Here is a 12671-nt window from a genome sequence, read left to right as displayed (position 1 = left end):
GCAATGAATGGAGAAGCGACTGCCTTAAATGATTCCTTTACAAAAGAGTTCATTGCAGAAGAATGGGTCGAGGATGAGTTTCATTTATTTGAATCGAAGACCGGACAATACAGGATGTTGTTTCCAGACCAATTTCAGATGATAAGTGACCCTCCGGAGTATTATGGGAGACGAGGGAATGGCTTCGAAATTTGGAGCGCTTTAATTTATGATGAAACTAATGATGGAATCAGTTATGAGTTCCGAGTTATGTTTAGAGAGTCCGAAGCAGATTTATCTAGGACACGTCTAAATATTATGCTTGAAAGCCACTCATATCAAAATCAATACGAAGAGCTTGAAACAAATGAAACTCTCATTTATCACGGTTCATCCTTTTGGGATTCTAGTGATCCAAGTGGAGATAAAAAAGATCCAAGTAAATTTGACGCAAATCGCTTTTTTGGACTTGTACTTGACCCAAAAGCTAATCGTTCGGTAGAATTCGTTTATTCTACGGTTTGTTATAAAGAAGAGCTTGGCTGTGAATTAAACCCCGCACAACAATATGAACTTGCTTTAAATCTAATGAAGAGTATAAAATTCTTGGATTAAGAGGATCTGTGATGAGCAAACCAATTATTGATAATCAAACGAGAAACTATTTGACTGAATTGCAGTATACTGATGGGTTCACTGTTGACGATGTGAAATCCATTATTAAAGAGCAGATGGATTTCGATTTAAATGAAGTAAACTTAAAGATTTATCACAGTAATGAAATGGGCATAGGGAATGAGTCCGGCTTTGATGGGTCTGCTATTCACCTTTATAACAAAGAAGAAAATATTAATGAGGTCTATTATATTTTCCGTGGCACAGCTAAATTTGAAGATATATATTATAATGCTACAGGTATAGCTACAGCTTCTAACAACGAGCAAATTATAGATGCAGAAGAATTTTTTGATACCGTACAAGTTCAAGTGCCAAAAGGTGGTCAAAACTTGTACGGAGATGGGCACTCATTAGGTGGTCACCTCGTAACAAGTTTAGCATTAAAAACGAAGGCCTTCTCTGATGCAAGAGGATTAAATGATGCTCCCATTAATGTATACCAGATGGGAAGATACGATTTAGATTTCGCAGAATTTCTAAGAGTTCATACAGGCGAAGTCGCCCCCCACAACATCAAAGAAGAAACAATCATTGCTCTTGCTCGGGATTTTTATAAAGAGCAATCCAAGGTCATTAGCCATACGCGTGTTAAGGGGGATCCTCTCTATGCGCAAAGCTTTCCTGGGAAATTATATATTGGCCAGCAGATTCATTATGTAGGTGATTTGGATATCATGGATTTCCCCAATATAGGTGAATACCCATTGACGCATCTCGCTAAATATTCCCCTATCCATTACTTAGATAAGCTACGTTATGAATCAAACGTGAGCGCTCTCTTTTGGATGATACGAGAGACGGATCAACGTGTTGGGATGGAGGGTGTTCAGTATACAATGACCAACTGGAAAGAGGTACTTTCTCAATCAGCTAAAAGACCAGAAGGACGATTTGCGCTATTTGTTAGAGCACATGAATTAAAGAATAGAGCTTCTAGTGTGTTACAGAGTCCAGGCACTTGGTATCAAGCCTATGACGTGTGGTCTAATTTCGACCTTGTTCACAATCACAGCTTATCAACCCTCATTGATTACTACAATGCTCAAATGCACGAGAAGCTAACCTTATTCCAAGTACAAGACGCGATCTCTGGTAAGTATGTGATGTTAAACAAAAGTGACTTGAAGGAATTTAGTTTACGATATGAACATGCTATTGAGCAAAAATATCAGATCCTTCAAGATCTTAGAGCCTTTATCCATCAAGAGTTAGATGACTTATATGATAGCGTAAAACGAGATTTGCAAACGAAAATGCAGGCTTTAGAAGCTTCTCCAGGTTCATTGGTCTCTACTCCCAAAAGAAGCTATTCTGGAGGAGTGCTCGGTGGAAGTCTTTCTGAATTTAGAACGGTTGAACGTGTGGAGTTTGATCGTTATTTTGAACCGATTGATGAGTCGATGACAAACCCTATTAACGACGTGATTGTGCAAGTTGAAAATGAGATTAATCACTTAGAAACCTTCTTATCGTCGTTTCAGGCGACGTACAATGAAATGTTTGATACAGACCAATCGATTGCCAGTTCAATCGGAATCCATGCGAGGTGAGTCCATATGTTTCGCCGTACTCATACATTTACGAACCATTCAAGTCCCCTTGTCGACGACCAGGCGAATCGCTTCAAAAAGATAATTGAGCGGAATGAAGAAGCAAATCATACTATTTATCAAGCCAAACAACTAATCGAATCGCAATCTGGTGACTACATCGACTCACTCCTATCCTTTTCAAATCAATATGAACGTATTTCTACTTCTACTAATCACGAGCATCTTTTGTTCTCTGTACCAGAATTTCAAATAAGGTCGCAACGCTTCTATCAAGATGCGCATAAGCGGAGATACTCTGTTTATTACACGTATGGGTGACAAAATAAAGAAAAGGAACCTCTATGCATGGAGATTCCTTTTCTTTCACTGCTTCTCTTCCTCCACAACTTCCGCTTGTCCTTCTGATTCCACAACTACCGTTTCTTTTTTCAAATTTTCTTTTATGTGCTGCACGTCCTCGACTTGATGCTTCTTAACTATCACTTCATTCAGTTGAACAGGGTGTTTGCTAATGTCTATTTCCTCTTCCTTAAGAGGGATTCGAAGCTCTTCCTCACTTCCAGCTTCTATTACCATCTCTTCACGTCTGACCGGAATAGTAATTGTTTTTTGATCTTCCACTACTTCTTTATGGATCTTTACTTCACCCGTTTGCACACGTTCTTTTTTGATATCGAGTTCTTCTTCTCGAAGCTGCATGGTTTCGTGATTGTTACTCGCTTCTGATGATTGATTCTTTTTAGTCCAAGTACCAATGATCCCCCCAATAATGGCACCAACTATGATTCCCGTTGCCATAGTGATATTCATGAGCATACCCACTAGACTTCCTATGACTGCCCCAATTAAGATAAACTTTCCCACCTAACACTCCTCCTTGATATGTTTTGATTAGTTTGAGCTATTGAAGGAATAAATATGAAAAAAATCCCTACTTAACAAAAGCTAAGTAGGGAGGAGTGAGAATGACTAATTAATCCTCATTAATAATCTCTGCATCTCCATGGCCTTCAACATCTGCCACTTCTTTATGAAGCACGTCATGAACTTGTTGGGTTTCCTCAACTGAACGTTTATGAGCTGTCACTTCTCCTGTAACAACCGTATGCTTCTCTACATCCACTTTTTCAGCTGTAACAGGAATGTGAACTGTCTCTTCTGTTGAAATAGGTTCTTCTGATGGTTCACGGTCAACTGCTTTTCTTTCAATAATCACTTGATCGTGTGCAACCGGAACATTTACTTCCTTTTCTTCCTCCACAATTTCCTTGTGAAGCTCGACATCGCCCGTTTCGACACGTTGTTTATGAATATCCAACTCTTCTTGACGTAGATCTAAATGTGCTTCATTAGCAAATTCTGTATCTTGGCCTTCTTTACGAACTTCTTTTTGTTTTTCCTTATTCGGTTCTTCCTCTGCAAATAAATCAAAAAAGCCCATGTAGAAAACCTCCCCTAAAAAGTGTGTGTAGCAAACGTACACATACTATTATGGCCTTGATAAAGAGAACTATGCTTGGAAAAAAGTACCGTGGACTGTTGGTTTATAAAGATCATTTCAGTTTAAACTAGAAGAAACTTAAGGAATAATCGAAACGAATTTGTTATATCCTCAAAAAAAAAAAACAGGGTTTCCACTCCCGCTGATTCTCATTAATAACCTACAGGACTTGATGTACCCTAATTAACCGTGCCTTCAAAGATCATTCCATTCTCATTAAACTCAATAATTTCTAGACGTGAAATTTCTTTAATATATACACTTTTATATTGCTCGCTCCCTTGATCGTCTATATACAAAATAACTCGACTTCCATGATTATCTGTTTCTATTCTTGGTGAATAGGTATCCAGATCAATATGCTCTGCCACTATATCATATTCTATATACTCCATTAAAGAGGACTCATTTGTCTCCTCTGATTCATCACTTGCTGCTTTCTCAACATTTGTTGTTTCTTGATTCAATTCCGGTTCATCGCTTCCTTCCTCATTTGAACAACTTACCAATACCATTCCTAACATACACAGTAAAACGATCATTTTTTTCATTTTCTTACTCCTTTTTATCATATAATCAATCAAACATAAATTATTCTACTATACATATCCGGTTCATTCTGTTAGTTACTCTAAGGAAATTATGTAATATTTCTTATAGTTACATGACCTTAAATTAGCTAATCAAAATACTCACTCACCCCCACTTTACCTGTATACATCCAATCTATCTAGGAAACAATGGTGACAAAAGCAGGTGTAGGAGGGTATGAACGTGAGTAAATCAGAGTCATCCAAGCAAATGGACCAAATGATGAATGATGTAAAACGCCGAAATGAAGAAGCAAAAGAAAAAGCAAATAAAGCACTAAACAAATAAAAGCTGACACTTATGTGCCAGCTTTTTCTAGGTTCTTTTTAGTTAGACGATGATCGTTTTGGAGGGCTTTTAACGCTTCTTCGCGCACCCGTTTATTTTTTAATTTGCGCTTATTTAGATAATGATCGGAGAGTTGTTTTGAGTAAGGTTTTACTTGTGAGGCTTGTCTCATTTTAATGCTCCCCTTTCTTTTTTGGATACGTCGCAAACTTGTTAAGGAGTTCGCAGCAAATCCATAGAAGTTCTTGCGTTATTGTTAAGTTTAGCTTACCAGTTTCATCCTCGACATTCAACTTGCTTCGATTCGAATGGTCAAGGTGGAGGGAAATAATCCATTCAGATCCATCTTGCAGAATTCTCTTCCAGGAGATGAAGTCTGGCAAAATAAGCGGGTCTTTTTGCGTCTTATCAATTGACCTTACATACTTATTTTTACCCTCACTAATCGGAATAAAAACGTCTAACTCTGCTTTATTGATTCCATACGAATCAATAAAAACTAATTGGTCCTCATCAACCTGATAAAGCGAATAGCTCGTGCCAAAATCGATGTTATCCAAATTAAATTGATCGGTGACAAGCAAATTCAATTTAGACTTGAGCTGGTAGATAAATTCAATTAAGAGATCGTATTTTTCTTTAAATAATTCAGCCGATTCTTCTGTTTCTTCTAGCTGAACGAGCAACGATTCAATGGCGTCATCTTTTTTGCCAATGTCTAGCTCTAATTGCTTCAATAGGGCTCTGCATTCTTCAAGCTCATTGATGCTGCCATTGTCCACTCTCTGCTCTAATTCTAGGAACACTTCTTCTTTAAGTAGTTCGATAAAATCCTTCTCCTGCGCTAACGAAATTAACGAGTTGTATTCGGCTTTCATTCGCTTTTCATAGACTTCGATGTGAAACAGGTCACTGCCGATCCTACTCATCTCATTTAACACAAGCGTTCGAATGTATAAGAAAAGAAGGACCAATCCTATTCCTAGTAATAAGCTGAGTGAACTGAGTGGTAATGCAAGAATCTGCTCAAACGCGGTGGTGGTTTCATGGATGATATAGCTAGGAATGATGATCAGTAGAACGTTGAAGAGCCCTTGTAATGAAAGGAATGTCTGTGCTTTTCTTACTAAGAAGATAAGGGCATTTTTCAATAGAAGAGCAGACGTTAATGGTTTATGTGTTTTTGATTGTTCATGGAGTTTATTTAGTAAGTTATTTAATTCTTTTGAAAGTATGGTTAGTCTCTGCCTCGTTTTCTTTTCTGCCATCTTAACCCCTTCCCATTACTGCTTTTGTAAATTATACCATTAGACTTCTGATATGAGGGTATTGGGAACACATTTACTACTTTTGTCCCTCCCTCTTTATTACAAACAGAAATATTACTTTTCTTTCATTGTATTTTCGGGTAAACAGGTGGAAGAATTGATTTAAGTAAGGAGTGTCATAATGAGCAATGTATATCGATTGATCGGAATTTTTGTTGCTTCTATTGTTCTGGGGTTTGCCTTTAACTTATTCTTACTGCCACACGAAGTATTAACGGGTGGCGTAACAGGACTTGCCATGGTATTTGGCTTATTAACCCCCGTGAACGCTGGGATTTGGATTTTTGTACTGAACATCCCGATCTTTATTTTAGGTTGGCTTGGACTTGGAAAAACCTTTATCGGCAATAGTGTATTTTCTGTAATGGTGACTTCGATCGCCATGTTGTATATTCCAATCGTTCAAGTGACAGATGACGCCTTATTATCTTCCGTATTTGGAGGCGTGATTGCAGGGGCTGCGATTGGATTTATCATTCGTTTTTATGGGTCTACAGGTGGCTTTGATGTGATCGGGCTTATCCTCACAAAAAAACGGGATGTCCCACTAGGTACCCTTATTTTTGCCTTAAACAGTGTGGTCGTGTTTATTTCAGGCTTTATATTTGCATGGGACTTGGCCCTTTATACAATGGCTTCGATTTACATTACTGGGTTAGTCATTGATCGCATCCATACACGTCATATCAAATTGAGCCTTGTTGTTGTCACTAGTCGTAAAGACGAGTTAAAGAATGCGATGCTAGAAAATTTATATCGCGGGATTACAGTCATTGATGGTGAAGGAGCTTATTCTAAGGCCAAGCTTCAGGTGCTATACACCGTCATCTCTCGTTATGAATTAGCGATCATCAAACCGATAATTAAAGAAGTCGACCCGAATGCTTTTGTCAGCATTAACGAGACGATGGAGGTCTTAGGGAATTTCAGACGGGGGTAGCGACGAATCGCTCCCCTTTTTTTAACAAATACTCTCGTCTTCTCACTTCTTATGCCCCGCAATCAACTTACTCCGGTGCCTTGTCGTGCCTCCTTTTGTATAGGAGCTTGCTCTAAGAATCGCGGTGGAACCGTATTTCTGCCGAATCGCATCCATCACATATCCGAGCTCGCGTTTTTTGGTCACTTTTTCTTCATCTTCAAATAATGATAATTGCCGCTCTGTATCAGGGGTTACTTTGGAAAGACTAACATACACTTGCCGAACCGTTTCACCGCGGTAATGTTTGCGCAGCAGTTTTTTGCATGCTTCGTAAATATCGAGTGTGTGGTTCGTCGGGGCCGCTATGGTCAGCTGCCTTGAAAAGCCTCCTCCACCCTCATTTCGGCTATAGCCTAATCCTAAGCTAATCGTTCGACCTACTGCCTGATTGGCTCTAGCCCGCCGCACAACTTCCTCACACATTTCAAGAATGACCGTCATCAGCTCCTCTTCGCCGACATAATCCCTCAGTAAAATTTGTCCGACTGAGTAGCTTTTGGACTTAACTTTGGCAGGCTTATGGATATCACTCACATCAATCCCCCACGCATGCTGATACAACTGCTGCCCAATCACGTTTCCGAATCTAAATTCAAGCCTTTCCAAACCAGCGTTAGCAAGCTGTCCAACTGTGCGAATCCCCATGTTCATCAACGTTTTCTCCATACGTCCACCAATTCCCCAAAGCTCAGAAAGCGGCTGAATTGACCATAATTTTGTCTCAACATCTTTGTAATCCCAATGAGCAAAATGATCCTCTCGCTTTTTTGCTTCGATGTCTAGGGCCACTTTTGAGAGGAACATATTACAAGAAGAAGAACCAACAGCCAGGGTCAGCCCAAAGCAATCTTTAATCGACCGTTGCAGCATTTCGGCAAACTCTCGCTGGTTCTCCTCTCCTTGATGTCGTTTTGACGTTAATTTAATAAACGCTTCATCAATCGAGTACACAAAAATATCCTCAGGAGGAACATATTGCTCCATATGCAAGGTAATTTCTGTAGAGATTTTTAAAAACTCCTCCATTTCAGCATTGACGACGATAATATCTGGGTCCTTTGGAATTTGATACAGCCTTGACCCTGTTTTGATCCCCATCTCTTTAAGCTTAGGGGTAGAAGCGAGCACGACACTCCCATTACGCTTCGTGTCTCCTACTACAGCTAGTTTGCAGACAAAAGGATGCAGACCTCTTTTTACAGCCGCGACACTTGCATAAAAGCTTTTCAAATCACAACATAAATAGGACTGTTTGGGGAATGCTTCATAATTAAACATTGATTTTCATCCTTTCCTTGCCTTCGCTGGCTTTACTCGTTATGATTATTATAACCAGAACACACGTTCTTATAAAGAGGAAAATAAAGGAAGTGATGACATGCAACAGTACCGAGGGATGATTAAGTGGACACAATTGGCTATTCCGGAACACATGGACATGATTCGTCGTGAACGAACAATGCGAAGTATCCCGCAAAAACCAGAGCTAGATCAGCAAGCACTAGAGGAATTGCATTATGCCTTGCAAGAGAAAATGAACGATCAAGAAGAAGCGACGATCCATTACTGGGAGAACAATGCGATTCAAACGATTAAGGGGAGAATTCAACCTGCGCCAGGTGTGAAGCCAGCGATAAAAGTGGTCGATAAGGCAGGTACAAAAACAAAAATAGAGATTTCGCTGTTGTTGAAGATGAATTGAACTGGACGGTTTCACTGTTCCAGTTTGAAATTTAAACAACTAGTATTGAAAAACCGACTCTGCATGTGATCTCGTCACTTGTAGAGTCGGTTTTTTCTCGAAGAATTCTTGCTAATCATGTAACATTGTTGCAATCTTTGTCGAACCCCTTAACATAAAACCTAAATTGATTTAAACTACTAAAGGATTGCCATTTACCAATTCATTGGATTCTGGCTAAATCAGATAGGAGCTTTAAAATGATGACTAAAAATTCCCTTATTCACACATTAGAGAGTCGGATTGAAGCAACACGTCAAGAAATGATTAAGATTGGTCTTGCAAAAGGGCTTCAGCACCCTGAAACAATCAAACTTAGCCAACGATTAGATCTTTGTTTAAATAAATATAACCGTTTGAAATCACATTAATACATACTAAGACCTCTTATCAAGGCAAGAACCTTGCCGGCGATATGGGTCCCGTCATCAAGAACCTCTTAACTTGACACCCTTTGTAAACACACCTCAGATAACCACCACCCATTGCAAAGTCATTCTTAAGAAAACTCAATACAACACAAAAATGCCTCGCACCTAAGAGTTCTTAGAACGAGACATTTCTACTCATCTAATACATATAAAACCCTTTCCCACTTTTTCTACCTAAATGCCCTGCACGAACTAACTTTTTAAGAAGTGGAGGAGTTCGATATTTAGAATCTCCTGATTCTTCAAATAATGTTTCTTGCACAAATAACAAAGTATCAAGTCCAATTAAATCAGCTAAAGCAAGTGGACCGATGGGATGGTTGGCTCCTAACATCATTCCCTTATCAATATCCTCTGCTGAAGCCGTCCCCTCCCCTAGTACAAAAATCGCTTCACTGATCATTGGTACGAGGATACGATTTACAACAAATAAAGGCGAGTCTTCTACCGTAATTCCTTGCTTACCGATTTGCTCACTTAATGATTGAACTTTCTCGTACGTTGCATCAGATGTTTCTTCTCCGCGAATGATCTCTACTAATTGCATCACAGGTACCGGATTAAAAAAATGCATACCGACAACTTTATCCGGACGTTTTGTAGCTCCACCCAATTCGGTAATACTAAGTCCAGATGTATTCGTTGCTAAGATCGTATCACTTGCACATAAGTCATCTAATTCGCGGAATAGAGATTTTTTTATCTCCATGTTTTCAATAATCGCTTCTATGATCATATCTGTATTCTTTAATTCCTCAAGATTTGTTGTAAAAGACATTCTCTTTAATGTCTCTTCCACAGTTGATTCTTTAAGTTGTTTCCTTTTGACGATTCTTCTGACATTTGATTCAATGGTGGCCTTAGCTTGTTCTAAGATCTTCTCATCAAGGTCTCTCACTACCACATTGAAGCCTGCCATCGCACATACTTGAGCGATTCCATTCCCCATTGTCCCGCAACCGATCACACCAATCGTACCCTTCGTCATATCTTCAACTCCTTAAGTATTAAACACCACGAAAAAGTGGCTTTCGTTTTTCTAGAAAAGCATTCGCTCCTTCTTTGGCATCTTCACTATCGCATAATTCTCCAAATACTTTTCTCTCCAGTTCTTGACCCTTACTTAATGAGATTTCGATCCCTTGATTGATGGCCTTTTTCGCACCAGCAATCGCCAAAGGTGGCTTTTTAGCTAAAGATTGCGCGAACTCTTTTGCTGCTTCACATGCCGTTCCCCTCGGCACTACTTTCTCAACCACCCCAAGTCTTAAGGCTTCCTCTGCATTAAGATAGTCCCCTGAGAAAATAAACTCTTTTGCTTTTCCAATTCCAATCAGACGAGATAGTCGTTGAGTTCCTCCATATCCGGGAATAATTCCAAGATTCACTTCAGGAAGCCCAAGCTTTATTTGTTCTTCAGCAATTCGTATATCCGTAGCAAGAGCAAGCTCAAGTCCTGCCCCAAGTGTATATCCATTTAATGCACATATAACTGGAAATGGTAGAGAACTAAGAGCATCAAAAATGTCTTGTCCTTTTTTCGACATTTCCCTCCCTCTTGCTGAATCAAGAGTTAAAAATTCATTAATATCAGCACCAGCTGCAAAAGCTTTTTCACCGGACCCTGTTAAGATGAGGGCTTTTGTCGTCGATGAAGCACTAAGCGTATCTATTAAATCCGCTAATGCATCAATTAGCTCTGCATGTAGTGTATTCATCGGTGGATTATTTAAAACAGCTGTAAAAACACCATTTTCCTCTTCGATTATCAGTACCTCTTGCATCATCCATCGTCCCCCTCTCAATCATCAAAGAATGAAGGCATATCTTTGGTCACACTTAATGAAAAATGTGGTGCTCGTTTTTCTAAAAAGGATTGAACTCCTTCTTTTGCATCTGCTCTAGAACCTGCCCAATGCAAAAATTCCGATTCCAGTAAATGAGATTTCCTCGGGTCATTTTCACCAACCATATTCCAGAGCAGTTGACGAGAAAAGGCTACCGATACTGCGGAGGTATTCCGGACAATCTCACTGGCTATCTCGTAAGCTTTTGTGAGGACGTCTTCTTTATGTACAACACCGTGTACAAGTCCGTGATCAAGTGCTTCACTTGGTGTGATCATTCGTCCTGTTAACACCCATTCGCTGGCCTTTGCAATTCCAACAATTTTCGGAAGGAACCAGCCACTGCATGCTTCTGGTCCAATCCCTCTTCTTGTGAAGACAAAACCGATTTTGGCATCATTTGAAATGATCCGAATATCCATTGGTAGAGTCATCGTTATGCCTACTCCTACAGCAGCTCCATTGATCGCAGCTATGATCGGCTTTCTCATTTGATAAAGTTTCAAGCTAAGAATACCACCAGTATCTCTAGCTTCTTCAGTTTGAATGTTGTCTCCTTCAAAGGCTCCATCTCCTGCAGAAAGATCTGCTCCTGCACAGAAAGCACGTCCTTCACCTGTAATGACAATGACTCGTACCTCATCATCGTTATCTGCCTGATCCAAAGTGAGAAGGAGTTCCTCAAGCATCTGTGTGTTAAAAGCATTCAACACATCTGGTCTGTTCAACGTAATAGTAGTGATACGATTCTTTAACTCGACCTTCAATGTTTTATACATATGCTAATCTCCTTTTCAGCGATTCATCGAGTGGAGAGCTTCATCATATTCTCTTTTTAATCCGTCTACTAACTCGGTAACCGTTTCTTCTTTTTCAATCACGGTAACCCCTTGACCAGCTGACCATATATCACGCCAAGCCTTCGCATCCACGAGATGATCTAGATCAACCGTTTGCTTACTCTTTAATGAAGATGGATCAATCCCCTCTTTCACCAAGCTAGGAATTAAGTAATTTGCACGTACTCCACTAAACGCATCAGTATAAATCAGATCCTCTAAAGAAGACGTAGCAAGCATTTCCTTGTATGCATCAGTTGCCACACTTTCTTTCGTCGAGATAAACCTCGTTCCCATGTAAGCGAAGTCTGCTCCCATGACCTCAGCAGCTAGAACATCTTTCCCTGTAGAGATAGAACCAGCAAGAATGGTTACACCATCCCAAAATTTCTTAACAGCTCCTAGAAAAGCAAACGGATTAATCTCACCTGCATGACCTCCAGCTCCACCACACACTAGAATTAATCCATCTACGCCCGTAGTAGCAGCTTTTCTAGCGTGTTTTAAGTTACTCACATCTGAGATGACTAGACCTCCATACGAATGCACAACCTCCAACACAGCTCCAGGATGTCCTAAGGAAGTGATGACAATAGGCGGTTGGTATTTCTTGATTAGTTCAAGATCACTCTCTAATCGTTTATTCGAGGAATGAGCGATAAAGTTTACAGCCCACGGCGCTGCTTGTTTGCCTGTTTCTTCTTGAAAGGCATTTAATTGCTGTTTAATGTCTAGTATCCACTCTTCTAATAAGTCTGAGGTTCGTGCATTCAATAAAGGAAACGAGCCGATGATTCCTTTTTTACAAGACTCGATTACAAGAGCGGGGCTTGATACTAAAAACATTGGAGCCGCAATCACTGGTATTGAGACACCATCCATTATTTTTTTCCATTTTTCATTCATTTACCTT

Annotated in this window: 16 protein-coding genes; 6 read left to right on the top strand and 10 right to left on the bottom strand. The window is 39.7% G+C overall.

Annotated features, from left to right (window positions below):
* The first annotated feature begins 3 nt into the window (after positions 1-3).
* The 3 genes from RYX56_RS17180 to RYX56_RS17170 are packed head-to-tail and all read left to right on the top strand — an operon-like array spanning position 4 to position 2528.
* Positions 4-594: a YvcA-related protein gene (locus RYX56_RS17180; RefSeq protein ID WP_500660517.1), complete on the top strand. Its 591-nt coding sequence runs from the start codon at positions 4-6 to the stop codon at positions 592-594.
* 11 nt (positions 595-605) lie between these two features.
* Entirely contained in the window at positions 606-2207 is a 1602-nt protein-coding gene (locus tag RYX56_RS17175; RefSeq protein WP_317123270.1) for a DUF6792 domain-containing protein, read from the top strand.
* A gap of 6 nt (positions 2208-2213) precedes the next feature.
* A complete protein-coding gene (locus RYX56_RS17170) occupies positions 2214-2528 on the top strand; it encodes a hypothetical protein (protein ID WP_317123269.1) in 315 nt (104 codons plus the stop codon).
* Positions 2529-2573: 45 nt separating this feature from the next.
* On the opposite strand, the gene RYX56_RS17165 is transcribed toward RYX56_RS17170, so the two are convergent.
* The 5 genes from RYX56_RS17165 to RYX56_RS17145 form a co-directional block, all read right to left on the bottom strand.
* Positions 2574-3074 carry a YsnF/AvaK domain-containing protein gene (locus tag RYX56_RS17165; RefSeq protein ID WP_317123268.1) on the bottom strand — a complete coding sequence of 167 codons (501 nt, stop codon included), beginning with the start codon at positions 3072-3074 and terminating at the stop codon, positions 2574-2576.
* A gap of 109 nt (positions 3075-3183) precedes the next feature.
* On the bottom strand, positions 3184-3651 hold the full coding sequence (locus RYX56_RS17160; RefSeq protein WP_317123267.1) for a YsnF/AvaK domain-containing protein: 468 nt from the start codon (positions 3649-3651) through the stop codon (positions 3184-3186).
* Between the two features lie 239 nt (positions 3652-3890).
* Positions 3891-4262: a hypothetical protein gene (locus RYX56_RS17155; RefSeq protein WP_317123266.1), complete on the bottom strand. Its 372-nt coding sequence runs from the start codon at positions 4260-4262 to the stop codon at positions 3891-3893.
* A 338-nt stretch (positions 4263-4600) separates the two neighbouring features.
* Positions 4601-4762, bottom strand: a complete 162-nt coding sequence (locus tag RYX56_RS17150) for a hypothetical protein (protein WP_198530598.1) — start codon at positions 4760-4762, stop codon at positions 4601-4603.
* 1 nt (position 4763) lies between these two features.
* Positions 4764-5858: a hypothetical protein gene (locus RYX56_RS17145; protein WP_317123265.1), complete on the bottom strand. Its 1095-nt coding sequence runs from the start codon at positions 5856-5858 to the stop codon at positions 4764-4766.
* 181 nt (positions 5859-6039) lie between these two features.
* On the opposite strand from RYX56_RS17145, the gene RYX56_RS17140 reads away from it, so the two are divergent.
* Positions 6040-6858, top strand: coding sequence for a YitT family protein (locus tag RYX56_RS17140; RefSeq protein ID WP_317123264.1), 819 nt, complete (start codon positions 6040-6042; stop codon positions 6856-6858).
* 42 nt (positions 6859-6900) lie between these two features.
* Here the strand turns inward: RYX56_RS17140 and RYX56_RS17135 are convergent, their stop codons facing one another.
* Positions 6901-8178, bottom strand: coding sequence for a Y-family DNA polymerase (locus tag RYX56_RS17135; RefSeq protein ID WP_317123263.1), 1278 nt, complete (start codon positions 8176-8178; stop codon positions 6901-6903).
* Positions 8179-8278: 100 nt separating this feature from the next.
* Here RYX56_RS17135 and RYX56_RS17130 point away from each other — a divergent pair, with 100 nt between their 5' ends.
* Positions 8279-8602, top strand: coding sequence for a YolD-like family protein (locus tag RYX56_RS17130; protein ID WP_317123262.1), 324 nt, complete (start codon positions 8279-8281; stop codon positions 8600-8602).
* Positions 8603-8841: 239 nt separating this feature from the next.
* On the top strand, positions 8842-9012 hold the full coding sequence (locus tag RYX56_RS17125; RefSeq protein ID WP_317123261.1) for an aspartyl-phosphate phosphatase Spo0E family protein: 171 nt from the start codon (positions 8842-8844) through the stop codon (positions 9010-9012).
* A gap of 199 nt (positions 9013-9211) precedes the next feature.
* Here the strand turns inward: RYX56_RS17125 and RYX56_RS17120 are convergent, their stop codons facing one another.
* From RYX56_RS17120 to RYX56_RS17105, 4 genes are read right to left on the bottom strand one after another with little or no spacing between them, the layout of a single operon-like run.
* Positions 9212-10060 carry a 3-hydroxybutyryl-CoA dehydrogenase gene (locus RYX56_RS17120; RefSeq protein ID WP_317123260.1) on the bottom strand — a complete coding sequence of 283 codons (849 nt, stop codon included), beginning with the start codon at positions 10058-10060 and terminating at the stop codon, positions 9212-9214.
* A 19-nt stretch (positions 10061-10079) separates the two neighbouring features.
* Entirely contained in the window at positions 10080-10859 is a 780-nt protein-coding gene (locus RYX56_RS17115; protein ID WP_317123259.1) for an enoyl-CoA hydratase/isomerase family protein, read from the bottom strand.
* Between the two features lie 14 nt (positions 10860-10873).
* Positions 10874-11698, bottom strand: coding sequence for an enoyl-CoA hydratase-related protein (locus RYX56_RS17110; protein ID WP_317123258.1), 825 nt, complete (start codon positions 11696-11698; stop codon positions 10874-10876).
* A gap of 15 nt (positions 11699-11713) precedes the next feature.
* Positions 11714-12664: an NAD(P)H-dependent flavin oxidoreductase gene (locus RYX56_RS17105; protein ID WP_317123257.1), complete on the bottom strand. Its 951-nt coding sequence runs from the start codon at positions 12662-12664 to the stop codon at positions 11714-11716.
* Positions 12665-12671 lie beyond the last annotated feature (7 nt).

Source organism: Alkalihalophilus lindianensis, from assembly GCF_032843265.1.
Classification (GTDB): Bacteria; Bacillota; Bacilli; order Bacillales; family Bacillaceae_D; genus Alkalihalophilus; species Alkalihalophilus lindianensis.
This window is presented reverse-complemented; position numbering and strand designations above follow the sequence as displayed.

Excerpts from the sequence above, each read along its gene's own strand:
- RYX56_RS17180 (WP_500660517.1), top strand. The coding sequence starts at position 4 with ATGAATGGAGAAGCGACTGCCTTAAATGATTCCTTTACAAAAGAGTTC.
- RYX56_RS17175 (WP_317123270.1), top strand. The coding sequence starts at position 606 with ATGAGCAAACCAATTATTGATAATCAAACGAGAAACTATTTGACTGAA.
- RYX56_RS17170 (WP_317123269.1), top strand. The coding sequence starts at position 2,214 with ATGTTTCGCCGTACTCATACATTTACGAACCATTCAAGTCCCCTTGTC.
- RYX56_RS17160 (WP_317123267.1), bottom strand. The coding sequence starts at position 3,651 with ATGGGCTTTTTTGATTTATTTGCAGAGGAAGAACCGAATAAGGAAAAA.
- RYX56_RS17155 (WP_317123266.1), bottom strand. The coding sequence starts at position 4,262 with ATGAAAAAAATGATCGTTTTACTGTGTATGTTAGGAATGGTATTGGTA.
- RYX56_RS17150 (WP_198530598.1), bottom strand. The coding sequence starts at position 4,762 with ATGAGACAAGCCTCACAAGTAAAACCTTACTCAAAACAACTCTCCGAT.
- RYX56_RS17145 (WP_317123265.1), bottom strand. The coding sequence starts at position 5,858 with ATGGCAGAAAAGAAAACGAGGCAGAGACTAACCATACTTTCAAAAGAA.
- RYX56_RS17140 (WP_317123264.1), top strand. The coding sequence starts at position 6,040 with ATGAGCAATGTATATCGATTGATCGGAATTTTTGTTGCTTCTATTGTT.
- RYX56_RS17135 (WP_317123263.1), bottom strand. The coding sequence starts at position 8,178 with ATGTTTAATTATGAAGCATTCCCCAAACAGTCCTATTTATGTTGTGAT.
- RYX56_RS17130 (WP_317123262.1), top strand. The coding sequence starts at position 8,279 with ATGCAACAGTACCGAGGGATGATTAAGTGGACACAATTGGCTATTCCG.
- RYX56_RS17125 (WP_317123261.1), top strand. The coding sequence starts at position 8,842 with ATGATGACTAAAAATTCCCTTATTCACACATTAGAGAGTCGGATTGAA.
- RYX56_RS17120 (WP_317123260.1), bottom strand. The coding sequence starts at position 10,060 with ATGACGAAGGGTACGATTGGTGTGATCGGTTGCGGGACAATGGGGAAT.
- RYX56_RS17115 (WP_317123259.1), bottom strand. The coding sequence starts at position 10,859 with ATGATGCAAGAGGTACTGATAATCGAAGAGGAAAATGGTGTTTTTACA.
- RYX56_RS17110 (WP_317123258.1), bottom strand. The coding sequence starts at position 11,698 with ATGTATAAAACATTGAAGGTCGAGTTAAAGAATCGTATCACTACTATT.
- RYX56_RS17105 (WP_317123257.1), bottom strand. The coding sequence starts at position 12,664 with ATGAATGAAAAATGGAAAAAAATAATGGATGGTGTCTCAATACCAGTG.